The sequence below is a fragment of the Kitasatospora sp. NPDC056138 genome (assembly GCF_042264695.1).
GTDB lineage: Bacteria > Actinomycetota > Actinomycetes > Streptomycetales > Streptomycetaceae > Kitasatospora.
This window is the reverse complement of record NZ_JBHJVK010000004.1, coordinates 91,133-114,974: the sequence shown is the minus strand read 5'-3', so window position 1 is coordinate 114,974 and position 23,842 is coordinate 91,133. Positions and strand designations below refer to the sequence as shown.

The 23,842-nt window shown below is 73.7% G+C and carries 18 protein-coding genes; 9 read left to right on the top strand and 9 right to left on the bottom strand.

What is annotated here, in order from left to right; translation table 11 throughout:
* Positions 1-14: 14 nt before the first annotated feature.
* Complete coding sequence (gene snpA, locus ACFC1R_RS04515) at positions 15-662, bottom strand: snapalysin (RefSeq protein WP_375932548.1); 648 nt, start codon at positions 660-662, stop codon at positions 15-17.
* A 223-nt stretch (positions 663-885) separates the two neighbouring features.
* Between snpA and ACFC1R_RS04510 the strand changes: the two genes are divergently transcribed.
* From ACFC1R_RS04510 to ACFC1R_RS04500, 3 genes are all read left to right on the top strand, one after another.
* The gene (locus tag ACFC1R_RS04510) at positions 886-1,881 is read left to right on the top strand and encodes a LysR family transcriptional regulator (RefSeq protein WP_375932545.1); all 996 of its coding nucleotides are present in this window, start codon (positions 886-888) and stop codon (positions 1,879-1,881) included.
* A 174-nt stretch (positions 1,882-2,055) separates the two neighbouring features.
* Positions 2,056-3,531, top strand: coding sequence for a cytochrome P450 (locus tag ACFC1R_RS04505; protein ID WP_375932541.1), 1,476 nt, complete (start codon positions 2,056-2,058; stop codon positions 3,529-3,531).
* On the top strand, positions 3,528-4,559 hold the full coding sequence (locus tag ACFC1R_RS04500; RefSeq protein WP_375932538.1) for a terpene synthase family protein: 1,032 nt from the start codon (positions 3,528-3,530) through the stop codon (positions 4,557-4,559). Before ACFC1R_RS04505 ends, ACFC1R_RS04500 begins: the two co-directional genes overlap by 4 nt.
* Positions 4,560-4,695: 136 nt before the next feature.
* Here the strand turns inward: ACFC1R_RS04500 and ACFC1R_RS04495 are convergent, their stop codons facing one another.
* The 3 genes from ACFC1R_RS04495 to ACFC1R_RS04485 all read right to left on the bottom strand — a co-directional run bounded on the left by ACFC1R_RS04495 (position 4,696) and on the right by ACFC1R_RS04485 (position 8,338).
* On the bottom strand, positions 4,696-5,232 hold the full coding sequence (locus ACFC1R_RS04495; protein WP_375932535.1) for a GNAT family N-acetyltransferase: 537 nt from the start codon (positions 5,230-5,232) through the stop codon (positions 4,696-4,698).
* A gap of 148 nt (positions 5,233-5,380) precedes the next feature.
* Positions 5,381-7,219, bottom strand: a complete 1,839-nt coding sequence (locus ACFC1R_RS04490) for a sigma-70 family RNA polymerase sigma factor (RefSeq protein ID WP_375932532.1) — start codon at positions 7,217-7,219, stop codon at positions 5,381-5,383.
* Positions 7,220-7,636: 417 nt separating this feature from the next.
* Complete coding sequence (locus ACFC1R_RS04485) at positions 7,637-8,338, bottom strand: pyridoxal 5'-phosphate synthase (protein WP_375932526.1); 702 nt, start codon at positions 8,336-8,338, stop codon at positions 7,637-7,639.
* Between the two features lie 402 nt (positions 8,339-8,740).
* Between ACFC1R_RS04485 and ACFC1R_RS04480 the strand changes: the two genes are divergently transcribed.
* Positions 8,741-10,084: a PQQ-binding-like beta-propeller repeat protein gene (locus ACFC1R_RS04480; RefSeq protein ID WP_375932524.1), complete on the top strand. Its 1,344-nt coding sequence runs from the start codon at positions 8,741-8,743 to the stop codon at positions 10,082-10,084.
* A gap of 7 nt (positions 10,085-10,091) precedes the next feature.
* Here ACFC1R_RS04480 and ACFC1R_RS04475 read toward each other — a convergent pair whose 3' ends face one another.
* A complete protein-coding gene (locus ACFC1R_RS04475) occupies positions 10,092-10,550 on the bottom strand; it encodes a (2Fe-2S)-binding protein (RefSeq protein ID WP_375932521.1) in 459 nt (152 codons plus the stop codon).
* A 91-nt stretch (positions 10,551-10,641) separates the two neighbouring features.
* Positions 10,642-12,873 (bottom strand): molybdopterin cofactor-binding domain-containing protein, encoded by a 2,232-nt coding sequence (locus ACFC1R_RS04470; RefSeq protein ID WP_375932518.1) that lies wholly within the window; start codon positions 12,871-12,873, stop codon positions 10,642-10,644.
* Between the two features lie 811 nt (positions 12,874-13,684).
* Between ACFC1R_RS04470 and ACFC1R_RS04465 the strand changes: the two genes are divergently transcribed.
* The 3 genes from ACFC1R_RS04465 (at position 13,685) to ACFC1R_RS04455 (ending at position 18,785) form a co-directional block, all read left to right on the top strand.
* Complete coding sequence (locus ACFC1R_RS04465) at positions 13,685-16,255, top strand: SpoIIE family protein phosphatase (protein WP_375932515.1); 2,571 nt, start codon at positions 13,685-13,687, stop codon at positions 16,253-16,255.
* Between the two features lie 209 nt (positions 16,256-16,464).
* Complete coding sequence (locus ACFC1R_RS04460; RefSeq protein WP_375932512.1) at positions 16,465-18,099, top strand: sensor histidine kinase; 1,635 nt, start codon at positions 16,465-16,467, stop codon at positions 18,097-18,099.
* A 38-nt stretch (positions 18,100-18,137) separates the two neighbouring features.
* Entirely contained in the window at positions 18,138-18,785 is a 648-nt protein-coding gene (locus tag ACFC1R_RS04455; RefSeq protein ID WP_375932509.1) for a response regulator, read from the top strand.
* Between the two features lie 29 nt (positions 18,786-18,814).
* On the opposite strand, the gene ACFC1R_RS04450 is transcribed toward ACFC1R_RS04455, so the two are convergent.
* Entirely contained in the window at positions 18,815-19,147 is a 333-nt protein-coding gene (locus tag ACFC1R_RS04450) for a hypothetical protein (RefSeq protein ID WP_375932506.1), read from the bottom strand.
* 377 nt (positions 19,148-19,524) lie between these two features.
* On the opposite strand from ACFC1R_RS04450, the gene ACFC1R_RS04445 reads away from it, so the two are divergent.
* Positions 19,525-20,355, top strand: coding sequence for an MIP/aquaporin family protein (locus tag ACFC1R_RS04445; protein WP_375932503.1), 831 nt, complete (start codon positions 19,525-19,527; stop codon positions 20,353-20,355).
* Positions 20,356-20,457: 102 nt separating this feature from the next.
* On the opposite strand, the gene ACFC1R_RS04440 is transcribed toward ACFC1R_RS04445, so the two are convergent.
* Positions 20,458-21,222 carry a hypothetical protein gene (locus ACFC1R_RS04440; protein ID WP_375932500.1) on the bottom strand — a complete coding sequence of 255 codons (765 nt, stop codon included), beginning with the start codon at positions 21,220-21,222 and terminating at the stop codon, positions 20,458-20,460.
* 225 nt (positions 21,223-21,447) lie between these two features.
* Here ACFC1R_RS04440 and ACFC1R_RS04435 point away from each other — a divergent pair, with 225 nt between their 5' ends.
* A complete protein-coding gene (locus tag ACFC1R_RS04435) occupies positions 21,448-23,271 on the top strand; it encodes a flavin monoamine oxidase family protein (RefSeq protein WP_375932497.1) in 1,824 nt (607 codons plus the stop codon).
* A gap of 238 nt (positions 23,272-23,509) precedes the next feature.
* Here ACFC1R_RS04435 and ACFC1R_RS04430 read toward each other — a convergent pair.
* Positions 23,510-23,842: hypothetical protein (locus ACFC1R_RS04430; RefSeq protein ID WP_375932494.1), on the bottom strand; the 333-nt coding region annotated here is incomplete at its 5' end.

Below are 23,842 nucleotides of genomic sequence, written 5' to 3'. Positions count from 1 at the left end.
GCTGATCCGCCGCGTCAGCGGGCGGCCGCCTGGGCGGCCAGGCCGTTGGCCCACAGGGAGTCCACCCGGCGCTTCTCGGTGGCGTTCGGGTAGGGGTTGGTGCAGGACGGGCCGGGGCCGCCGCCGGACATCAGCTCACTGCACGGACCCGAGTAGTGGTCCGGCAGGCCGAGCACGTGCCCGGTCTCGTGGGCGACGATCCGGACCGGGCTGTACTGCTGGGCCTGGCTGTAGTCGAGGAAGACGTAGCCCCGGCCGTGGCCGTCCGTGCTGGCGTACGAGCCGCGCGAGTCGTTGCCCTCGTAGTAGTCGAAGTCCGCGTTGCTGCCCGCCCGGAGCTGGATGTTGCGCTCCGAGCTGTTCCAGATCTGGGCGCTGCTGGCTATCTGGCTGGCGAAGGACGGCGCGTTGCTGGGGTCGTAGGTGACGACGACGGCCTTGACCCACGGGTTCGCCGCCTGCTTGGCCAGGGCGGACTTCATCACGGCCTGGTAGAAGGCCTTGTTGTTCGCCTGCTCGGCAGCAGAACCGGTGTACGAGGACGCGGTGTACCCCTGGCGCGGAGTGGTGTCGGCGGTCGCCGCGGCGGCGGGCACGGCGGCCAGACCGCCGGCCAGGACGAGTCCGAGGGTCGCGGACAGGGCAAGCTTCGAGAGCTTCATGTGGGGGAACTCCATTCGCGAGTTCCACGATCGCTGTGGGGCAACGACGTGGACATCGGGTGAACCGGTGTTGCACAGAGCTTCGTTCAGTTCTCCGATCGAGCGGATGATGTCAACCGGCGATAGCTCGACCCAATACCCCCTGTTGGTGATTCAATGGTGAAACGTTTCACTATCTGGCATGTCCCTGGCGGATAATCTGACGCCTCGTTATGCTCCGGTCGTGGAGCTAGATGTGAGGCATCTCCGGGTGGTGTGCGCCATTGCGGACACCGGCAGCGTACGAAAGGCCGCGCTGCAGCTCGGCATGACCCAGCCCTCCCTCACCACCCAGCTGCACCGGATCGAACGGACCATCGGCGGCGCCCTGTTCACCCGCGAACAGACCGGCAGCAGACCCACCGCCCTCGGCCACTCCGTCGTCTCCCGCGCCCGGCCGATCCTCACCGAGATGGCCGCCCTGGTCACCGCCGCCCGGCAGGAGGCGGCCGGCGGCGAACGGAGACGGCTGCGGATCGGCAGCGTCGGCAGCCGCGCGGTCGCGGGCTGGCTGCGCCGGGTCCGCGACCGCTGCGCCGAGACCGACCCCACCATCCACATCGACATATCCGCCATCGCACTGCTGCGCATGGTCGCCGCCGACCAGCTCGACATCGCCTTCGTCCACGAGAGCGAGGGCTTCCCGCTGCACGTCCCGGCCGGGGCGGAGCACCGCGTCCTGGTCGCCCGCGAACCGCAGTTCGTCGCCCTGTCCGACGGGCACCCGGCCGCCGCACGGTCCGTGGTGCACCTCGCGGACCTCGCCCACGACACCTGGATGGTCGACCCGACGGCGGACCACGAGTACGCGGCGATGCGCCGGGTGTTCAGCGAGGCCGGACTCGACCCGCGCGTGGTGCAGGTGCGCGACCACGCCACCGCCACCGAGCTCATCGCCTCCGGCGAGGCCGTACGCCCCTGCCAGCCCACCGCGGTGGTCGGGCCGGGCACCGCCGTCCGCCCCGTCCACGGCGACCCCCTAGCCGTCCGCCTGCTGCTGATCTGGAGATCCAGAGCGCTCAGCGCAGGCACCCTGGACGCCCTCTACGCCGACCTCCGCTCCGCCTACGTCGACCTCGCCCGCGTCAACCCCGCCTACTTCTCCTGGCTGCTGCGGCACAACCGTACGCTGCTCCCGGCGGAAGCCCGCGCCCACGCACTCCGGCACACCGTCGGCTGACGGCCGGTCGGACCGGGGTGGCGCACGGCCGTGCTGGGCCGAAGAGGTGATCTCTCCCCGTCAGGCGAAACGGATCTTCAACGGGCGCGTTCTCTCAGGACGTGTCCCGTTCGCACAGCGGTGCGGGCGGGCACGGTCCGTGTCGCCTGCTGGAAGGAAGAGATCGTGGTCCCGATGACCGCTCGGCGTGAACCGGCCGTTCCCGAGGCACCGGGGGGCATTCCGGGTCTGGGTCATGTCCCGGCGTTGCTGCGGGATCCGCTGGGATTCCTCGGGTCGCTCTCCCGCCTGGGCGAGGTGGTGCGGATCCGGCTCGGGCCGCGCGCGGTCTGGGTGGTCACCGACGCGGCCCTGGTGCACACGCTGCTGGTCGCGCTCGCCCGGGACTGCCCGCGCGGCGCGGTGCAGTCCACGCTCAAGACGGCGTTCGGAGACGGCCTGCTGATGTCCGAGGGGCAGGCGCACCGCGACCGCCGCCGGACGATCCAACCGGTCTTCGGCCCCGACCGGATGGCCGCGTACGTACCCGTGATGCAGCGGGTGGCCGAGGAGCGGGTCGCCCGCTGGCAGGCCGGCCAGACCCTGGACGTCGCCAAGGAGATGAACCACCTCGCACTGGAGATCGTCACCCGTACGCTGTTCGGCGCCCGCCTGGAGGAGGAGGCGACGCTCGCCTTCCACCGGGCGCTGCCCGACATGGTGAAGGGCCAGATCGTCCAGTCGCTGTATCCGCACCCGGCGTTCGCCCGGGTACCGCTGCCGGTCAACCGCCGCTTCGACGCCGCCGTCCGGGTCCTCAACCGGGTGGTGGACCAGGCCGTCGGCAGCACCGGCGGACCGGCCGCCGCCGACGGCACCCTGACTGCCCTGCTGCGCGGCGCCGTCGACCCGGCCTCCGGACTCCCGCTCACCGAGGCGGACGTGCGCTCCGAGGCCATCACCATGTTCGGCGCGGGCACCGAGACCGTCTCCTCCACCCTGACCTGGCTGATCCAGGAGCTCCTCGACCACCCCGAGGTGGCGGACCGGGTACTGGCCGAGCTCGACGAGCAGTTGGAGCCGGACGCCGACCTGACCCCGGAGGCACTCGACCGCCTCGGCTACACCCGCAGCGTGGCCCGGGAGGTGCTACGGCTGCACACGCCCAACGCGTTCCTGATGCGCACCGCGACCAGGCAGGTCGAGCTCGGCCCGTACACCGTCCCGGCCGGGACCGAACTCCTCTACAGCCTCACCGCCCTGCACCGCGACCCGGACCGCTACCCCGACCCGCTGCGCTTCGACCCCGAGCGCGGACGGCCCGGCTCCGCACCCCCGGCCGGACGGCACGCCTTCCTGCCGTTCGGCGCGGGCAAGCACAAGTGCATCGGCGAGGCCTTCGCTTGGGCGGAGTTGACGGTGGCTGCGGCAACCATCCTGCGGCGCTGGCGGCTGTCTCCCGTCCCCGGCGCGCGCGCCCGCGAGGTGGTGTGGACCGCCGTCCAGGCCCAGGGGCTGCAGATCCGGATCGCGCCCCGCGCCGGTGACCGGCGCCGCGCCGATGAGGTGCAGGCCGCCGCGCCCGCCCTGGCGGCCCTCCCCGGACAGGCCGCGCAGGCCGGATCCGTCGCACCGGCCGGACCTGTCGGAGCGGCGGAGGTCTCGCGGTGAACCTCCCCGCACCGGGCTCGGTGTTAGCTCCGGCGGACCGCTCCCGCAGCGGCCGGATCCCGCGCACACCCGAGGAGTTCGCCGCCGCCGTCGTCCGCCACACCGGCTGGGTGGTCGCCCGTGGCCTCCTCCCGCCGCAGGACGTGCCCCGCTACCAGGTCTTCGCACTCCACGAACTGATCGGCCACTCCTACCCCCGGGCCCGTGGAGCCGAACTCGACCTGCTGCTGGACATCCTCGGCTGGTTCACCATCCTCGACGACCGGTTCGACGGACCGACCGGCCACCGCCCGGCCGAGGCCCACGCCCTCATCGACCCGCTGCTCGCCGTGCTCCCCGGCCCCCGATCCGACCTGACCGCACCGGACACCGCACCGGACCTCCCCGCGCTCGGCCTGCCGGCCGCTGCACCGGTCACCGCTGCACCGGACACCGCACCGGACTCCGCGCTGATCGCCGCCTGGCAGGACCTCTGGTACCGCCAGGCCGGTCCGATGACCGACAGCTGGCGCCGCCGGGCCGCTGCGGAGTGGCGGGTCTGCCTGACCACCTTCGTCACCGAGACCCGCCACCGCGCCAGGGGTACCCTCCCCGACCTGTCCGGGACGGCGCTGCTGCGCCGGCACGCCAGCTGCCTGTACCCGTTCATGAACATGCTGGAACGCGTGCACGGCGCCGGGGCCCCGGCACAGCTGCACGCAGAACCGTCCCTGCACCGGCTGCGGGCGCAGACCGCCGACGCGGCGACGCTCATCAACGACCTGTTCTCGCTGGAGCGCGAGGAGCGGCAGTCGGCGGCGCAGTTCAACATGGTGATGGCCCTTCAGCGCACCCGGGGCTACCGCCGGGACGAGGCCATCGCGGCGGTCCGTACCAGGGTGCGGCGGCTCCAGGACGACAGCGACGCCCTGCGCAGACAGCTCGTCCGCCGGCACCCGGCCGGCCACTGGTACCTCCACGGCACCCGCGAACTGGTCGACGGTGTCTACGCCTGGACCAGTACGTCCCACCGCTACCACGGCCACTGACGGCGTACGCCCGGTCCGCGGGCGGCGTACTGCGGGCGGCCCCTGCGGCCCCTGCGGACCCGGCGGGACCCGGCGGGGCCGGCGGTCGCGCCGCAGCGCCGGGGGCCGCCCCGAACCACCCGGCGGCCCCCGCGCGTCAGCGGCGCAGCTCCCACACCACGTCGACGCCGTCCCGGGCCGGGGCGGACGGCCCACCCGGGCTGGGCCTGCGCTCGACCTCGGTGAAGCCCAGGCGCCTGGCCACCGCGATGCTGGCGGTGTTGGCGCTGTCGGTGCGGATCACGACCCGCTCCACGTCCGGCAGCGCGAACGCCTCCCGGACCAGGGCGGCGGCGGCCGTCGTGACCAGCCCCCGGCCGGCCCAGCCCGGGTGGATCCAGTAGCCGATCTCCAGCGCGCCCGGACCGGACTGCCGGGTCAGGGTGCAGTTGCCGACGATCTCGCCGTCCATGGTGATCGCGTAGTTGTACGCTTCGCCGGCCAGCCACCACTGCTCGCTGCGGGCGGTGTAGTCGGCCACCGCGGCGAAGTCGTGCTCGGCGGCCCAGGGCATCCACGGCAGCAGGTGCGGCAGCGACTCGGTGACCAGGCGGTCCATGGCCTCGGCGTCGTCGGCGCGCCAACGGCGCAGCTCGACCTGGTCGTTACTGATGAACTCGGCGGGTCGTTCCATGCCGGTGATCCTCGACGCCTCCTGACCGATCGACAAGCCCTTTTACCGTGTGACCGCCTGGCCGTACGACCGCCCTGCTGCGGACCGTCCTGCCGTATGACCGTCCTGCTGCGGGACCGGCCGGTGGGCGGCCGGGCCCGCACCGGGCTCAGCTCGGCGCGCCGAAGTCCTGGGTCCACCAGGGGCCGCCGCTGCCCTGGTGGACACCGACGCCGAGCTCGGTGAACGCGCAGTTGAGGATGTTCGCACGGTGCCCCGGACTGTGCATCCAGCTGTCCATCACGGCGGCAGGGTCGCTCTGGCCGCGCGCGATGTTCTCGCCCCAGGTGCTCCACTGGTAACCGGCCGCCTCTATCCGGGCCTGCGGCCCGGCGCCGTCGGGGTTGGTGTGGTCGAAGAAGTTCCGGGCCGCCATGTCGTCCGAGTGCCCCTGTGCGGCGGCCTGCAGCTTGGAGTTGTTGCGCACGGGGCCGCAACCGGCCTTCGACCGCTCGGTGTTGACCAGGTCGATGACCTGCTGCTGTATCGAGGAGGGCGCCGTCTGCCGGATCGCCGGGGCGGCGGTCGGGCTCGATGCGGTCCGCGTGGCCGTCCGGGTCGGCGACGGCGTCGGGCTGGAGGCGCCGGCCGAGGAACTGGGCGAACTCGTCGGGGAGGGCGCTGCCGAGGAGGGGGCCGCCGAGGACGGGGCTCCGGAGGGGGACGGCGAGGCCGAGGCGGAGGACGGTACGGCGGAGGGCGCGGCGGCCGGCCCCAGCGCGAACGCCGGGACGGCATCCGGGGGCGCGGCGACCGCGTCGGCCTGCGTCACCGACCCGTTGGGGTGCTCCTGCTCGGCACCCACCACACCGACGGCGGCTGCCGTGACGGCCGCCGTGCCCAGCGCGGTCAGCAGCAGCCTGCGGGACCTCGACGACTTCGGCGACTTCGGCAGCGCCCGCCGACCCCGTCCGGCGGCATGCCGGTGGGCCCGGTGGCCTGCGGAGTGGCCTGCGGAGTGGCCGGCGGGGCCGGCGGAGTCGCCACCGGTCGGTGCGCCACCGTGGGCTGCTGCGGCGGTGTCGGCCGACCCGGCCGGGCCAGCCGACCCGCCGGCGGGCGCGGAGCCGCCCACGTGTGCCGCCGTCGGCTGTGCCGAGAAGGCGGCCGTGAGGGCGCCCGAGGCGAGCTGACCGTGCGGGACCGGGACCAGGGCGAGCCCGGCGAGCAGCCCCTCGGCGGGGAAGAGCCCGTCCCGCTGCTGCGCGCAGTACCCGCACTCCCGGGCATGCCGGGCGATCCGCTTGCGCCACAGGGTCCCCGGTGAGCCGTCCCAGGTGGCGGTCGTCTCGGCGAGCTGCCAGCAGAGCGGTGCGGCGGACAGGGCCCGGACCACCACCCGGGCGTTCTCCAGCTGGTTCTTCATCCGCTGCACCCGGACCGCCGCGTGCTGCGGAGCCATCCCCAGTGCGGCGGCCAGCTCGGCGCGGGTGAGCTGACCGGCGGCCTCCTGCCACCACAGGGCCAGCAGTTCGCGGTCGTCCTCGTCCAGCCAGCGGGTGGCCTCCGCGACCTCCCGGCGCTGGCCGGAGAGGCCCAGCCGGACGATGGTCAGGTTCACGAAGTCCGCGCCGGGATCGGCCGGTTCGGTGCCGGCCGCGCCGTATCCGCCCGCGCCGTACTGGCCGGCGTCGCCCGCGCCCGAGCCGGTGGCGTACGCCTGCTGCGCCTGCTGGGCCTGGGTGCTCTGGTGGCGGCGACGGATCTGGTTCATCGCGATGGCGACCAGCCACGACCGGAAGCTGGCCGGTTCGCGCAGCGAGGGCAGGCCGTCCACGGCGTGGAGCATGGTCTCCTGCACGACGTCGTCGGTGTCAGGGTGGCCGGAGAGGGCCCGGCCGACGATGTTGTACACCAGTGGGAGGTGGCTGCCGATCAGTTCGTCCGTGGCGTGCCGGTCCCCGGCCTGCGCCTGCACCACCGTTGCCGTGCCGCAGTCCCTGTCCATCGTGTGGTCCACCTTCTCCGTCGGCCTGTCCGTTCTGCCCTGTCGTGATGGGAGATCCGGTGGCCGGTGTTCGATAACAGAAAACCGGGACGGAATTCGGACGGGTGTTTCGGCGGCTCGGTCTCCGGCCCCCGGCCGCACCGTATCCACGGAGGGTGGAAGAAGGACCTGCTGTGCCCCAAGTCCTCACCAGGGCATCACAGTTGTGCGTGCTGCTGGCTGTGCTGCGGAGTTCCGGCGGACGCCGCCGCACGGGCCGTGGCGACGGTGGGTGCGGTGGCCGCCGGTGGAGCTGTGACGCTGGCCACAGCTCCACCGGCGGCCCGTTCGAGGTGCTCGGTGGGCAAGGCTCCGGAGCTGGTGGGGACCCGGTGGGGCCGGTGGGGGCCGGTGGGGGAGGAGAGCCGGTGGTGGCCGTCAGGGCCAGAGCAGGGTACGGGCCCAGGCGCCCGAGGTGGCCCCGACCTCGTTGCGGGTGTAGTGCACCCGGACGTGGCGGCGGGTGGCATCGCCCTGCCAGAACTCGACCTCGGACGCCCGCAGCGTGTAGACGGTGTGGCCCGGCGCGACCGTCTTCGAGTCGGTCTCCAGGCGGCGCCTGGCCTCGCGTGCGGCGTTCTCGTACACCTCCAGGGAGGTGAGCGGCTCGCTCTGGTGGCCGACCAGGGCTGCGGCCCGGGACCAGGGGGAGCGGCCGAGGAAGTCGAGCGCCGACTCCTCCGGTGACGCGGTCTCGACCAGGCCCCGGACGCGGACCTGCCGGCCCAGCAGCGGCCAGTAGACGGAGATCGCCGCCTTCGGCCGGACGGCCAGCTGCCGTCCCTTGGGGCTGTCGGCGTCGGCCGCGAAGACCCAGCCGGCGTCCGCCGCGTCGATGCCGCGCAGCACCAGCACCCGGGCGTCCGGGCAGCCGTCGGTGTCCACCGTGGACAGCGTGACCACCTGCGGATCGAGCACCCCGGCCGCGAAGGCCCCGGCCAGCCACTCGCCGAAGAGCTCGGCCGGGTTGGCGGGCAGCCGGTCGGTGGCGAAGCCGGGGAGTTCACGGGCCATGGGCGGGTGCCCCAGCAGCAACTCCGCCAGTGCGCTGCGGTCCTCGGCCTGTGCTTGCTCGGTCACCGTGACTCCCGTTCAGAATCGTGCCGACCTCGCGCCGGCCGGCGCCAGGCCCCTGTTCGGTCATATCCGGTCCTGCTCCGTCAGGCCCGGTCGGTCGGGTCGACAGGAAGGTCAATTTCCGGTATGTACCAGGTCAAGTCTCACCCTACCCGGCCCGGCGGGCGGATCGGACGGCCCGTCAGGTACGACTGCGGCCGCACTCCCCCGAGCCGGGTGCGCACGCTGCCGCGGGGGCGGCCGGCGAGGCCTCCTGCGGCCGCTCCCGCTGCCGTTGCCACTCGGCCGATCGTGCGTCGATCGCGCGCCCGGCGCGGGTGGCGACGGCGGGCCCCGGCCGGTCGTTCGTGTCCCGCGGGGGTCGGCTATTCTCCGAACAGGCTTTCACGGGGGAAGGTGCGGGGGATGGGGAAGAAACGGCCGGACGAGTCCGCGGAGCAGGTCGGGGAGATCCTGCTGGACCCGGAGCCGGGCATGGAGCCGAGTCCGGACGTCCTGGCGGATTCCCGCCCCGACCCGTCCCGGCCGGACGGCGGCGAGCCGCCGCCCTATCGAACCGGCCTGACGAGACGTCAGATATTCGCGGGAGTCGGCGCGCTGGCGCTCGCAGGCGGGGCGTGGTGGCTGAACGAGGGCTCCCCGGGTGTGCCCGGGCTGACCGCGAATCCCGCCGTCCCCACCGCTCCCGCGGTCCGTCCCGGCCCCCGGCCGCTCTGGGTGCACCGCGGGGTCGTCGCGCAGTCGCCCGAAAGCCTCGTCGGCTACACGTCGCTCCCGGTCTTCGCCGACGGCGACACCCTGCTGGTGCTCGATCCGGCCACCGGGGCGGAGCGCCGCCGGATCGACCTGTCCGACGGTAAGGACCGGGAGGGGGCACCGTCGAGGCCGTCCCTTTCCCCTCCGGCGCTGGCGGGTGCCGACCGGGTCTTCGACTCGTGGATCGGGCGGATCAGGAGCGTTCACCTCACCGACCCGTCCGCCGACTGGCAGCTGCCCTGCCCGCCGGAGCTCGGCGGCTCCGACGAGCAGGTGCAGCTCCAGACCTGCGTCGACGGCGTGCTGTACGGGACGACCGGCCCCACGGGGCAGGGCGAACCGACGACCGTGTTCGCCCTCTCCGCGGAGGCGGGCCGACTGCTCTGGATCCACCGACTGGCCAGGGAGGACTGGCTCTCGGGTGTGCTCCCGGCTCCCGGCGGTCGGTTGCTGGGCCTCGAGGGGGCAGGGCAACTCGTCATGCTCAAGGCCGCCGACGGCTCGCGCGAGTGGTCGGTCCCGGTCGGCGAGCAGTTCTCGGTCCGGGGTCTGGGGCCGGAGCACGTCTACACGTCGGACCGGGTGGGCGGCATGCAGGCGATCCGGCTCGGGGACGGCGGTACGGCATGGACGATCACGCCGGAACAGGGTGACACCTGGCGCTACCTCTGGGCGAGGGCCGTGGACGGAGACGTCCTGCTGCTGCGGGACGACAGCCGGCTGGCCCGCCACGCCGCGGCGGACGGCGCGCGGAAGTGGTCGGTCAAGGTGCCGTTCCGCTTGGACTACCGCAGCATTCCGGTCCTGGTGCGCGACACCCTCTACGTCCCCGGCCCGGCCGACGCCGGCGTCTGCGCCGTTGACGTCCACACCGGCGAACTGCGCTGGCAGTTCCGCGACTCCGGTCCCGGCGTGCAGGTCTGGAACCTCCGCACCGACGGTGAACGCCTCTTCGCCGGCCGCGACCTCCAGCTGTACGCGCTGCCGCTGTAGCCGGCCGTCAGCTCCCCGCTGCGGCAGCCTGCTTGATCGCCTCGCGGATCCGGAAGTAGGTGCCGCAGCGGCAGACGTTCTCGATCCGGTCGATGTCGGCGTCGGTCGGGTCGGGGGTGCGGCGCAGCAGGGCGACGGCGGTCATGATCTGTCCGGGCTGGCAGAAGCCGCACTGCGCCACGTCCTGGTCCAGCCACGCCTGCTGGACGGGGTGGAGCCGGTCGCCGTCCGCGAGGCCCTCGATCGTGGTGACCTGACGGCCCGCGCAGTCCTGGACCGGAACCGTGCAGGGCTGGATCTCGGCGCCGTCCAGGTGGCTGGTGCAGGCGCGGCAGACGCCCACCCCGCAGCCGTACTTGGGGCCGGTGACGCCCAGCTTGTCGCGCAGGACCCAGAGCAGCGGCATGTCGGCGGGTGCGTCGACCGTCACGGACCGGCCGTTGAGGACGAACTGGTAACTGGGCACGACTGATCGACCATCCATCATGGAGAGCGGGAGCCGGGAACCGGGCTCCCGGGATCGGGTTCGGGGATCGGGTCCGGCGGGCGGGCCGCGATCAGAAGTTGATCGGGAAGCTCCGCGGCGAGGTTCCGGTGGCGCGGGCCCAGGCGTTGGCGACGGCTGCGGCGGCGGCCGGTACGCCGAGTTCGCCCGCGCCGCCGGGCGACCCGCTCGGCGGCATCAGGTGCACCGCGAACTCGGGCGGGCTGTGCCGCTGGCGGGCGTACCTGAAGTCGGCGTAACTTCCCTCCCGCACGGCGCCCTTGTCGATGTGCACCCCGGCCTGCAGGGTGACGGAGATGCCGTCCATCAGCGCACCCATCAGCTGGGCCTCCAGGCCGCGCGGGTTGATCACCCGGCCGACGTCGGCGACGGCGACGGCCCTGGTGACACGCGGGTTGGCCCGGTCGGTGGCGTCCAGCTCGACCAGGTAGGCGACGCTGGAGCGGTGTTCGGCGTGGAAGGCGATGCCCTGGGCGTGTCCGGCGGGCATCGCGCGGCCCCAGTCGCCCTCCTGGACCAGCCGGTCCAGCACGGCCCGTCCGGCGGCGTCGGACAGCCGGCTGCGGCGGAAGGCCGCCGGGTCCTGGCCGAGGGTGCGCGCCAGCTCGTCGACCATGACCTCGTCGGCGACCCGGACCAGGCCGGAGTAGACCGAGCGCCAGCTGCCGGTGTGCATCTCCAGCGGTACCTCGGCGAGCAGCTGGGTGCTCAGCCCGAGTTCGTAGGGAAGCTTCTCGGTGAGCAGGAAGAACGCCTGGGAGAGGGTGATCCCGGCGACCGACAGGTCGAAGGCGGCGGCGGTCAGCGCCTCGCCGAGGCCGTGCCGGAAGTCGGTCCGCACGGTGGCGACCCGGTGCTCGTAGGTGAGGACCCGGCCGAGTGCGTGGGTGGCCCGGATCCGGTGGTGGCTGGCGGGGCGCATCCGGCCGTGGCGGACGTCGTCGTTCCTGGTCCACATCAGCTTCACCGGCCGTCCGGCCGCCTTGGAGATCTGGGCGGCCTCCAGGCCGGCGTCGAAGAACAGCCGGCGCCCGAACGAGCCGCCGCCGCGCACCACGTGGAGGGTGACGGCGGACAGCGGCAGGCCGAGTTCGGCGGCGATGGCCTGCTGGGCGACGATCGGTGCCTGTGCGCCGAACCACAGCTCCGCCCGGTCCGCCCGCACGTCCGCGACGGCGGTGAGCACCTCCATCGGCGCGTGGCTGACGAAGGCGAAGTCGAACTCGGCATCGACGTGCTGGGTGAGCAACGACGGTGCAAGGAAGGGTGGTTGGGCGTCCCGCAGCCTGCCGCGGATGTCCTCGTCGGAGAGTGCGGCCAGCGGGCCGGGATTCCACTCGACGTCGATCCCGGCCTTGGCCTTCATCGCCTGGTCGAAGGTCTCCGCCAGGACGGCGATCCCGGTGGGGATCTGCACCACGCCGAGTACGCCGGGCATGGCGAGCGCGGCGTCGGCCCGGTACGAGCGGACGGTGCCGTTGATGGTCGGCGGCCGGGAGACGACGGTCGGTACTGCACCCGGGATGTCCAGGTCGCCGGTGTACTTGGCCTTGCCGGTGACGATGTCGCGGGCGTCGATCCGCCCGGTGGCCCGCCCGACCAGCTGCTGCTGCGAGACCGGCTTGGGTGTGGCCGGGACGGCCGGCACGAGCACGGCGGCGGCCTCGACGGCGAGCGAGGCGTACGAGGCGCTGCGGCCGTCGGGCGCGAGCACGGCGCTGTCCTGGACGCGCAGCGAGCCTGCGGACAGCGACCAGCGGCGGGCGGCGGCGGTGACCAGCCTGGCGCGGGCGGCGGCGGCAGCGGCCCGGACCGGGTCGTAGAGCGAACGGACCGAGTTGGAGGCGCCGGTCAGCTGGTTGAAGAGCAGCTCGGGCCGGGCCGGGGCGAGCGGGACGTCCACGTCGCCGAGCCGGGCCCCGAGTTCGTCCGCCACCAGCATCGCCATCGCGGTGGTCAGCCCCTGACCCACTTCCAGGCGCGGGAGTTGGAGCACCACCCGGCCCGCCGCCGTGACCTCCAGGACCAGCAGGTGCGAGGTCGGCAGTCCGGCCAGGATCAGTGCGTCGCCCAGGTCCAGCACGTCGGGGATGCCGGGCAGTGCCTCGGCCGGCTCGCCGTCGAGGGCGAGTTGGGCGCCGACCGCGAGTGCGGGCGCGGCGACCAGGTAGGTGAGGAACCGCCGACGGCTGACGGAACGCGGGGTGGTCGGCGTACTGATGGGGGAGGTCCCTTCCCGGACGGCTGCCGGGCGCGGCCCGGGAGGACGGAGCAGACCGAGCATAGGGAGCCGGAGTTGACAGGTCAACAACAGTGATCAAGCCCCGCCGCCGATGGCTCGACGGGCTCGTTCCGTTGCCGGATAGCCCAATTGACGGCACGTCGGACGACCCCCGGGCGTCGCGGAACCGGACGCGGCACGAGCCCGGCTGCGGCCCGGGGCCGCGTCGCGACCGTGCCGGGACCGCGTCGCGACCGTGCCCGGAGCTTCGCGGTGAAACGGTCACCGCGCCGGGGGCGGGCCCGTTCGGTACCGCCTCCGGCGCCATGGCCACCGGGGCGCAGACCCGGATCGCTGCCCGCGAGGACGTCACCCGCAGCATCCCGGGGCACCCGGGAAGCCGGCCGGCGAGCCGTCCTCCGGTCACCCCGAGGACTTCGCCGGCCTGGTCCTGCGGGTGGTGGCCGCACCGCCCGCCGACACACGGGTCCGTGCCCCGGTGGGCGACCCGGCCCACGCGGTGATCACGGCCACCGAACGGTGCGCACGGCAGGAACTCGCCCTGACCCGGGCACTCTCCGGCAACCTGACCCGCCACGGCCCGGCAGCGGGGTTCGGTCCCCGTACGACTCGTCGCACCCCGGAGTGAACGGGGCTCGGGAGGGGGTGGGGTGCTGTCGGTTCCGCCCGGGTGGTGCGAGGCCTCCCGTGCGGGTCCTCGTGTTGCCGGGGGCACTGCCGGGGTTGTGCGGCCGGGGACGGTGCCCGGTTGACACCGTTCCGGGGCCGGGCGTACAGAGAGATTGTGCGCCAGGGTGTCCCGGCGGGCCGGCCAGGCCCGCACGCCAGGGGCGGTTCGGGAACGAAGCGGACCGTGTGGGAGCACCCGGCCGCTCCCCGGGCGCCCGTCGCCACGGCTTCGGCCGAGGAACTGCTCGCACACGGCCTGCGCCGGGCGGTCCACAGCACCGCGGCGTACGGCGGCATGGTCTACCTCCGCTCACCCGATCGGCGCTCCCTGGTGCTCGGTGCCGTGGCCGGGGTGCCGCTGCCCCTGCTCAGCGGGTTCCGCCGGGTCCCGGTGGCCGGGCAGCTGCCCGCCGCCGTCGCCTACCGCACCGGCCGCACCGTCAGCCTGGCCGGCGCCGAGGAGACCATGCGGCGCTTCCCCAGGCTCTCGGTGGGGATGCCGTACGCCTTTGCCCTGGCCTGTGCGCCCGTCGGTGTCGGCGCGGAGGTCTTCGGGACACTGTGCGTGCTGTGGCCCAGCCTCGACCAGGGGGTGCCGCTCGCCGCCCGCCGCCACCTGCGGACCTCGGCCGGACGGCTGGGCAGCGCGCTCGCCGGACTGCCCGGCACGGGCGCGACCGTCGAGGCGTGCGGTGAACCGATCGTGGTCGAGCTGCCGGGACCGGTCGGCCCGGCCGTCCAGGTCGGCACGTTCGACTGGGACCTGATCGCCGGTACCGTCACCGTGGACGACGGACTCCAGGCCATCCTCGGCCGCTCCGCCGCCGAACTCGGCGCCGGCGCCGCCACCCTCGCGGACCTGATCGCCCCCGAGGACCGGCCCGCGCTGCGCCTCGCGGCCCTCGTCGCCGCCCGTACCGGCACCCTGCCCACCCGCAGGGTGCGGCTGCGCGACCGGCACGGACACTACCGGCCGGTCAGGATCTGGGGCCGGGTGCCGGACGGCCCGATCCGCACCCACCTGATCGGGGCGGTCCTGGACACCGGCCACGGTGCCGCCGCGGTCGCCGCCGTCGAACGGCTGCGCGAGGGCATCTTCGCGCTCACCCCCGACGGCCGGGTGGACTACGTCAACCGCAGCATGGAGCTCCTCCTGGACACCCCGCGCGAACAGCTGCTCGGCCGCCACCCCTGGACCGTTCTGCCCTGGCTCGCCGACCCCGCGTACGAGGACCGCTACCGGGCCGCCATGCTCTCCCAGCGGCCCACCGCCTTCCTGGTCCGCCGGCCGCCCGACCAGTGGCTCGCCTTCTCGCTCTACCCCGACACCCAGGGCGTCACCGGCCGGGTCATCCCGACCGCACCGCCCCGCGAGCCCGACCACCCGGACACCTCGCCGCCGGCCGCCGGCACCCCGACCGTCCCGGCCGCGCCGACCGCCGCGAGCATGCCGGCCGCACAGACCGCACAGACCGCACAGACCGCACAGACCGCACCGGCCGTCCCAGCCGTCCCGAGCCTCGACCGGGACACCCCGCAGCCGCCCATCGCCGGGCCCGGCGCCACCTACTACCTGCTCCAGCTGGCCAGCGCCCTCACCGAGGCGGTCAGCGTCCGCGAGGTCTGCTCGGCCGTCGCCGAGCAGATCCTGCCGGGCTTCGGCGGCCAGGAGCTGGCGATCTACCTGGTCGACGACGGCCGCCTCTACCTGGCCGCCCAGACCGGCTACCCCGACGGCTTCCTGGACGCCTTCGAGGGCATCCCCGTCCACGCCAGACTCCCCGGCACCGAGACCCTGACCGGCGGCGCCCCGATCTTCTTCGAGTCCGCGCACGAGCTCCTCGCCGCCTACCCGGGCATCCCCCTCGACGAGATGCGGTCCTGGGCCTTCCTGCCGCTGATCGCCTCCGGACACCCCGTCGGCAGCTGCATCCTCGGCTTCGACCACCCCAGGACCTTCACCACCGAGGAACGCTCCGTCCTCACCGGACTCGGCGGTCTGATCGCCCAGGCCCTCGAACGCGCCCGCCTGTACGACGCCGAGTTCGCCCTCGCCCGCGGCCTGCAGCAGGCCCTGCTCCCGCACCGGCTCCCCGACGTCCCCGGACTCGCCATCGCCGCCCGCTACCTGCCCGGCACCCAGGGCATGGAGATCGGCGGCGACTGGTACGACGCCATCGTCACCGACCGGGGACTCTGCCTGGTCATCGGTGACGTCGAGGGCCACAGCGTCGGCGCCGCGGCCACCATGGGCCAGCTGCGCAGCGCCGTCCGCGCCTTCGTCACCGGCGGCATCCCGCCCGGGGAGGTGCTGCTCCGCACCAACGGGCTGCTCGTCGACCTGGATCCGGGACTGCTCGCCAGCTGCTGCCTGATCAGCCTCGACCCCGTCGACGACCGGGCCCGGGCCGCCCGCGCCGGACACCCGCCCCCGCTGCTGCGCCACCCCGACGGCCGCACCGAGGCACTGGACCTCGCGGGCGGCCCGCTGCTCGGCATCGACCACACCAGCGACTATCCCGTCAGCAGCTTCGCCGTACCGCACGGCTCCGTCCTCGCGCTCTACACCGACGGACTGGTCGAGGAGGCCGGTACCGGGATCGACCAGGGCATCGACCGCCTCCGGGTCTCGCTCGCCCACAGCCCGGCCACCGGATCCCTGGAAACCCTCGCCGACCGTCTGCTGGGCGCCGCCCGCCGCTCGGCCCACCGTGCCGACGACGTCGCCCTCCTGCTCACCGCCCGCCGCCCGTAGCGCGTCCGCGGACGGTAGTTCGCCCACCGCCCGTAGCGAGCCGGCCCCGGAGCGAGCCGGCCCCGGAGCGAGCCGGCCCCATAGCGAGCCGGCCCCGGAGCGAGCCGGCGCCGCTGCTCCGGGAGGACCACCGGTGGTGACTTTCGTCGTGTCCGGGCGAGACCAAAGACAACGGCGCAGGCCGGGCCGGTCCGAGTACCCTCGCCCGAGTGGCGAAGACAGCAGAGCCCTGGACAGCAGCACGCAGACGTGCCCTCCCCGGCCCCTGGGGCAGGCGGGAGTACCTGCGGGAGGTGGGCCCCGCGCTCCTCCTCGCGGTGCTGGGCGGGCTCACCGCGCTGACCGACCCGATCGGACCCCTCGGCGCGGCGGCCGTCGCGCTGGCCTGCGCCGTGCTGTACCTGCTGCGCCGCGGGCTGCCGATGGTGGTCCTGCTGCTCACCGCGGGGGCCGTCGGCGCGTTCGGCGGATTCCTCCCGGTGCTGGCCGTCGCCGGCTGGTCGGCCGGCTACCGAATAACCAGGGCGTGGACCCTCGTGGCCGCCTGCGCGGGTGTCCTCGCCCTGAGCACCGCGACCTCCTTCTGGCACAACGTCGACGAGCTGCCGATCAAGGGACTGGTCGGGGTCAACCTGGCGATGTTCCTGCTGGTCGTCGTCCTGCCCGCGGTCTTCGGCCGCTACCGGGCGCAGCGCCGCACCCTGCTCAGCACCCTGCAGGAGCGCAACGACCAGCTGCTGCGCGAGCGCGCCATGATCGCGCACCAGGCCAGGCAGCGCGAACGCCAGCGGATCGCCCAGGACATGCACGACAGCCTCGGCCACCAGCTGGCACTGATCTCCGTCCACACCGGCGCGCTGGAGGTGGACCGCAGCCTCACGGATCGCCAGCGCGAGGCGGTGACCGTGCTGCGGCAGGCCGCCGTGACCGCGATGCGCGAGCTGCGGGAGACGGTCGGGCTGCTGCGGGACGAGAACGCGATCGGCGCGTCCGGCGCGCGGGGCGTGGCGGACGCGGCCGGGGACACCGGGGTCGCGGGGGGCGTGGAGGCGATCGAGCGGCTCACCGACGCCTCCCGCGCCGCCGGAACCGCCGTCCGGCTGACCCGTTCCGGTGAGATCCGTCCGCTGGCCGCCGCCACCGGCCACGCCGCCTACCGGATCGTCCAGGAGGCCCTGACCAACGCCCACAAGCACGCCCCCACCGCGCCGATCGACGTCGCCCTGCGCTACGAGCCGGACGCGCTGCTGGTCGAGGTGGTCAACGGGGCCTCGCCCGCGCCCGCCCCGGAGCCGGTGGTCAGCGGCGGCCAGGGCCTGACCGGTCTGCGCGAGCGCGCCCGGCTGCTCGGCGGCATGGTGCACAGCGGCCCCACCCCGGGTGGCGGCTTCCGGCTCGCCGGAGTCCTGCCGTACGAGGGGACCGGCCGGCCGCCCACGGACGACCCCGACCTGCCGGAGGCACCGCCGCCGAGACCGAGGGCGCGGCGCAGTCCGGCCCTCGGCTGCGCGGTCGTGGCGGGTCTGGTGAGCATCGCGTTCCTGGCGCTGCTCGGCTTCGGCGGCTACATGCTGGTCAAGTCGAGCGACAACGCGACGCTCGACCGCGACGTGTACGACTCGATCGAGGTGGGCCAGCCCGAGCACGTGGTCAAGGCCAGACTGCCGTCCGGCAGCGACTTCATCACCGGTGGGTACCGGCGGAAGGGGCCCGACGTCCCGGCCGGGGCGTCCTGCCTCTGGTTCACCGCGGACGGGGCGGCCAGCGACCCGGACGGCGAGTACGTGAACCGGCTCTGCTTCCGCGATGGCGTGCTGATCGAAAAGGTGCACTACCGTGCCTAGGTGCAGCCGCTGAACCAGGACACCCAGGAGGCAGAGCAGTGATCCGAGTCCTCGTCGCCGACGACGAGCCGCTGATCCGCGCGGGGATCCGGCTCATCCTCACCTCCGCCGACGACATCGACGTGGTGGCGGAGGCCGCCAACGGCCGCGAGGCACTCGACCTGGCGCGGGCGCACGGGGTGGACGTGGTGCTGCTGGACATCCAGATGCCGGTGATGGACGGTCTCACCGCGCTCGCCGAGCTGCCCAGGGTGGTGCCCGGAGCCCGGGCGCTGATCCTGACCACCTTCGGGGAGCGGGAGAACGTGCTGCGCGCGGTCGCCGCGGGCGGCGCCGGCTTCCTGCTCAAGGACACCGCGCCGGGCGAGCTGATCCAGGCCGTGCGGGCGGCGGCAGGCGGGCACGCCTTCCTGTCGCCCGCCGCCACCCGGCACATCGTGGACAGCCTCGCGGCCGGCCCCGCCGCCGTCCGCGGCGACGCCGCCAGGCGGCGGCTGGCCGCGCTGTCGGCGCGCGAGCGGGAGGTCCTCGACCTGCTCGGCGAGGGCCTCTCCAACGCGGACGTGGGCAGTCGGCTGCACATGAGCGAGGGCACGGTGAAGACGTATGTGAGCCGGATCCTCGCCAAGCTGGCGTGCGAGAACCGGGTGCAGGCCGCACTGCTGGCCCGGGACGCCGTGCTCTGACGCCCTGCGGGCGTGCCGCGGGCCGGTCCTCAGTGCCAGTAGGTGTAGGTACCGCTGTGGCTCTGGTGCCAGGCCCAGACGACCAGCGAGGTCAGCAGCGCCAGCAGGATCAGCAGGAACAGGAAGCCGGCCAGTCCGCTGCGGCGGGAGGGCTCGCGGGCGGCGCCCGTCAGCCGGGGAGCCACCCGGCGCACGTCGTCGGCGTGGTAGCGGACGACGGTGTGCGGCCCCCAGACGCTGTCGGCGGTGTCGGCGCGGAACCGGACCCCGTGGGCCACCGCCGTCTCGTGCACCGGTCCGACCCCCGGCCACAGGGTGCGCACCTGCGGCACCGTCAGCCAGCTGATCTCCTCGCCGTCCACCCGAAGTCCCCTCCGCCCGGTTCGCCCCCTCATGTCATGACAGGGCCGGCGCACTTCAGCGTCAAGGGGGCGCAGTCTCAAATCCTCACGCCTGGAAGGCGGTTGGCGGCCAGGTGGCGGCCGGCCGGCCGGCCCGGGCCCGGCTCCCGAGCGGCCCCGAACGGCACGCGTCCGGCCCCGAACGGCCGATGTCGGCCTTGACGCTGGGCCCGCCGGTGCTTCCGGCCGGTGGTCGCCGCGGCCGGCCACGGGGCGGTCCGCTCGGCGGGCACCGGGACCCGAGTAGCCCTGTCGGGCGGGCAGATGCCCGCCGTGTGCGCACACGATGGGGAGGATGCCCACGGTCGGCTCGGCCGACAGGACCCTCGGGAGTGAACATGGCTGAGCGATCGGAGCAGGCGTCCGGATGGGGGTTGGTGGGTGAACTCTTCGCGGAGTTCACCGGCACCATGATCCTCATCCTGTTCGGCGTGGGCGTGGTGGCCCAGGTCCTCGCGGCCGGCCTCGGCGACCACGACAGCATCGCCTGGGCCTGGGGACTCGGCGTCACGCTCGGCGTCTACGTCGCGGCCCGGCTCAGCGGCGGCCATCTCAACCCCGCGGTCACCGTGGCGCTGGCGGCCTTCAAGGGCTTCCCGTGGCGCAAGGTCGCCCCGTACGCGCTGGCGCAGACGGCGGGCGCGTTCGTCGCGGCCCTGCTGGTGCGGTGGAACTACACCGAGGTGCTGGCCAAGTTCGACCCGACCCACTCGATCAAGAGCCAGGGCGTGTTCTCCACCCTGCCCGGCAACGGCGGCTTCCCGGTGAGCGAGCTGGGAGCGCTGCGCGACCAGGTGATCGGGACAGCGATCCTGGTGCTGCTGGTCTTCGCGGTCACCGACGCGCTCAACGACCCGCCGCGTGCCAACCTCGGCCCGTTCATCGTGGGCCTCATCGTGGTCGCGATCGGCATGGCCTTCGGTACCAACGCCGGGTACGCCATCAACCCGGCCCGCGACTTCGGCCCCCGGCTGGCCAGCTATCTGACCGGGTACGGCACGGCCTGGCGGGACCAGTACGGGAACCTCTACTTCTGGGTGCCGATCGTCGGCCCGCTGATCGGCGGTGTCGTCGGAGGTGCCCTCTACAAGCTCCTGATCGGCCGGTTCCTGGTCAAGGGCGGGGTGCAGGAGGTGGGGCGGGCGCCGGCCCCCGACACCGCCGAGTGATCCGGGGCGGATCGCGGCTCGGGCGGTGTCGCGGGCCGGCCGGAGGGTCCCGGCCGGTGGGCGCCGACAGCTGAGCGCCGAGTGCCGACTGCCGAGTGCCGGTCAGCCGGCGGTGGCCGCGGCGCGGGTCAGGGCGGCCTGGACGGTGTCGAGCTCGACGGTGAGCTGGTCGCGGAGGGTGGGCAGCAGGGCGAGAGCGGCGCGGGCGGCGTCCGGGCCGGGGGCCGGGTCGGACCGGGCGGCGGTGATCGCGGCGCGCAGCGGCATGGTGGTCAGCGCGGTCTCCCAGGCGGTCCGGTGGACATCCTGCGCATAGCGGGCGGTCAGGAACTCCAGCGGGTCGAGGGCCAGTCCGACCGGCTCCCCGGGGGCGGCGAGCCGGCAGTCGGGCAGGAGCCAGGCGATGCCGTCGCGGGCGATCAGGTCGAAGGCGCGGCTCTCGTCCGGTACGGCCCAGGGCCCGTCGCCGGTGGTGGCCTCGGTGAGCAGCCGCTCCAGCATGGCCTGTTCGCGGGGGTCGGCGGCCCGCTCGGGGTGCGGCTGGTCACCGATCACCTGTTCCAGGTGGTAGCGCTGGCCCCAGCTGCCGACCCGGCGCCGCATCGCCCCCGCGCGGGTCTCCCGCAGAGCCGCCAGTGCCAGCGCCCGGGTGGTGAGGTCGCGCCGCACCAGCACCGGCGTGGCCGCGGTCCCCTCGCGGTCGAGTTCGGACCTGATGGCGGCCGCCGGAGGACCGTCGTACCACCGCAGGGTCCAGCTGCTGCGTTCGGAGTCGTACCAGGTCTCGATCGGGGTCCGGTGACGGGTGCCGAGCCGTTCGGCGAGGCGGCGCAGGCGTACCTCGAGGGAGGGGGTGGGGGTGGACATGGGCAGCACAGTAGCGATCGGTGGGGTGCTGGGCGCGTAACGCCGCCGGGGGTCGCCCGGGGCCAACCCGTGGTGATCGCTCCAACGGGTGAGACGCGGCCGGAAGGGGACCGGGCCGTCGGTTGTCCGCCCGATTCGGTGAACCGCCTTGGTGCGGCGTGACCTTGGCGCGCTCCGGTAGTTGCCCCGGGTGTTGTCCGAGTGCATATGCGATGGAGTGATTCCGTGGATCTGCCCACCAGTCAGCCGCCGACGGCCCAGGAGCGCGGCGGGGTCTCCCGCCGTACGCTGTTCGGTTCGGCCGCCGCCGTGGCCACCGTGGCCGGCGCCGCCGGGTTCGCCGGGCGGGCGGCGACGGCCGCGACGCCGATGGCCGCGCCGAGCGGCGGCGCGGACGAGGGCCGGTCGCGTGACCTGGCCCGGAAGATGCTGATGGTCGGCGACGACGAGCGGCGCGACCTGACGCTCGACTACCTGAAGATCCTGATCGACGGCAAGCTGCCGCCCCGGGCCAGGCGCAAGAAGGTGCTGGTGGTCGGCGCCGGGGTGGCGGGCATGACGGCCGCGTACCTGCTCAAGCAGGCCGGACACGAGGTGGTGGTGATCGAGGCCAACGCCGGTCGGACCGGCGGCCGGGTGAAGACCTTCCGGAACGTCTTCGAGGACAAGGCGCTGTACGCGGAGGCCGGCGCGATGCGGCTGCCGGACTTCCACCCGATGGTGCTGTCGCTGGCCGACAAGCTGGGCGTCGGGCGGCGCCTGTTCTACAACGCCGACGTCGCGCCGGGCGCCCGGCCCACGGGCGACGTGCCGCCGGTGGTCTACCGCTCCTTCACCGGCGAGGTCTGGAGCAACGGGCCGGCCGCCGACACCTTCAAGGCGCCGACGGCCAACTTCCGCACCTGGATCTCCGTCAACGGGTCACGCAGCACCCGCGCCGCCTACGCCCAGTCCCCGAACGCGATCAACCGCACCTTCGGCACCGATCTGGACAGCACCACCACGGCGGCCGTCAACGAGGCGTTCAAGAACGTCACGGTGCCCGACGGCCCGATCGCCGACCGGCTGGGCGCCTGGACGAAGATCTTCCAGAAGTACGCCGACTACTCCACCCGCCGCTTCCTGACGGAGGAGGCCGGCTGGGACGACAACCGGATCCAGGCCGCCGGCACCCTGGAGAACATGACCTCGCGTCTGCACTACTCGCTGGTACCGACGCTGATCGACCATGCGGTGATCAGCCCGACCAACCGGTACTGGGAGCTGGAGGGCGGCACCGCGGTCCTCACCGACAAGCTCGCCGACCTGCTCAAGGGCGAGCTGCGGATGGGCCGTCGGATGACCCGCCTGGTGCAGACGGACAGCGGGGTGCGGATCGAGACGACCGCCGAGAGCGGGGACGAGGAGTCCTGCGACGGCGCTCCGACCGCTCCGATCGAGGTCTTCCAGGGCGACTACGCGATCGTCACCATCCCGTTCAGCGCACTGCGGTTCTGCTCGGTCGAGCCGCTGATGTCGTACCAGAAGCGGCGTGCGGTGACGGAGCTGCACTACGACTCGGCGACCAAGGTGCTGCTGGAGTTCAAGAACCGCTTCTGGGAGCAGGGTCCGGGCGGCTTCACCGGTGGTGGCTGCGTCTCCGACAGCGCCAGCCGGTTCACCTACTTCCCCTCGCACTCGCCGCAGGGGTCGAAGGGCGGCGTGGTGCTCGCCTCGTACACCTGGTCGGACGACGCGATGCGCTGGGACTCGCTGACGCCGGGCGAGCGGTACGCCTTCGCGCTGAACGACCTGGAGCGGATCTTCGGTCCCCGGGTGCGTACCGAGTTCACCGGGGTCGGCGCCACCCAGTCCTGGGCCAGGGCCCGTTACGCGCTCGGCGAGGCGGTGATGTTCACCCCCGGTCAGGTGCACGAGCTGCACCCGGCGGCCCGGACCGTCGAAGGCCGGGTGCACTTCGCCGGCGAGCACACCAGCCTGAAGCCGGCCTGGATCGAGGGCGCGCTCGAGTCCGCGGTGCGGACCTTCCTGGAGGTGCACCCGCGGTAGCGGTGGCACCCGGTCGTGCACGGAGGCGGTGAGCGGGGGCGACCCCTGGCTCACTGGTCTTCTTCGGCCGCGAGCGGGCACGGTGCGTGCGGGCGCGACGGACATGGTTCCTCCCCTCGGTGAGCGGACGCACGGCCGGGCAGCCATGCGCATGACACGCTAGCCAGGTTGGCGGGCCGTGGGGAAGGGGGCCTGACCGCGAGCAGCACTTCGGCCGACCGGAGCGCTGCTCGCGGGGTCAGGCGAGGGTTCCCACGTGCAGGCTGCCGTCGCTCAGCGCGGTGCTGCAGAGCGCGAAGACGCCCCGGTTGTCGTCGATGTTGTGTGCGTGGGCCTGCCAGGTGCCGTCGGGGTTGCGGGTGCGGTCCCAGACGGTGCCGTTGGTGAGGGTGAGGATGTGGAGGGTGCCGTCGGGGAGTGCGGCGGTGGTGATGGCGGTGATGGTGCCGTTGTCGTCGATCTCGCGTGCGTGGGCCTGCCAGGTGCCGTCGGGGTTGCGGATCCGGTCCCAGACGGTGCCGTTGGTGAGGGTGAGGATGTGGAGGGTGCCGTCGGGGAGTGCGGCGGTGGT

What these genes read in the sequence shown, in the direction of transcription:
- snpA (WP_375932548.1), bottom strand. Translation starts at nt 662, where the DNA reads ATGAAGCTCTCGAAGCTTGCCCTGTCCGCGACCCTCGGACTCGTCCTG.
- ACFC1R_RS04505 (WP_375932541.1), top strand. Translation starts at nt 2,056, where the DNA reads ATGACCGCTCGGCGTGAACCGGCCGTTCCCGAGGCACCGGGGGGCATT.
- ACFC1R_RS04495 (WP_375932535.1), bottom strand. Translation starts at nt 5,232, where the DNA reads ATGGAACGACCCGCCGAGTTCATCAGTAACGACCAGGTCGAGCTGCGC.
- ACFC1R_RS04490 (WP_375932532.1), bottom strand. Translation starts at nt 7,219, where the DNA reads ATGGACAGGGACTGCGGCACGGCAACGGTGGTGCAGGCGCAGGCCGGG.
- ACFC1R_RS04480 (WP_375932524.1), top strand. Translation starts at nt 8,741, where the DNA reads ATGGGGAAGAAACGGCCGGACGAGTCCGCGGAGCAGGTCGGGGAGATC.
- ACFC1R_RS04470 (WP_375932518.1), bottom strand. Translation starts at nt 12,873, where the DNA reads ATGCTCGGTCTGCTCCGTCCTCCCGGGCCGCGCCCGGCAGCCGTCCGG.
- ACFC1R_RS04445 (WP_375932503.1), top strand. Translation starts at nt 19,525, where the DNA reads ATGGCTGAGCGATCGGAGCAGGCGTCCGGATGGGGGTTGGTGGGTGAA.
- ACFC1R_RS04440 (WP_375932500.1), bottom strand. Translation starts at nt 21,222, where the DNA reads ATGTCCACCCCCACCCCCTCCCTCGAGGTACGCCTGCGCCGCCTCGCC.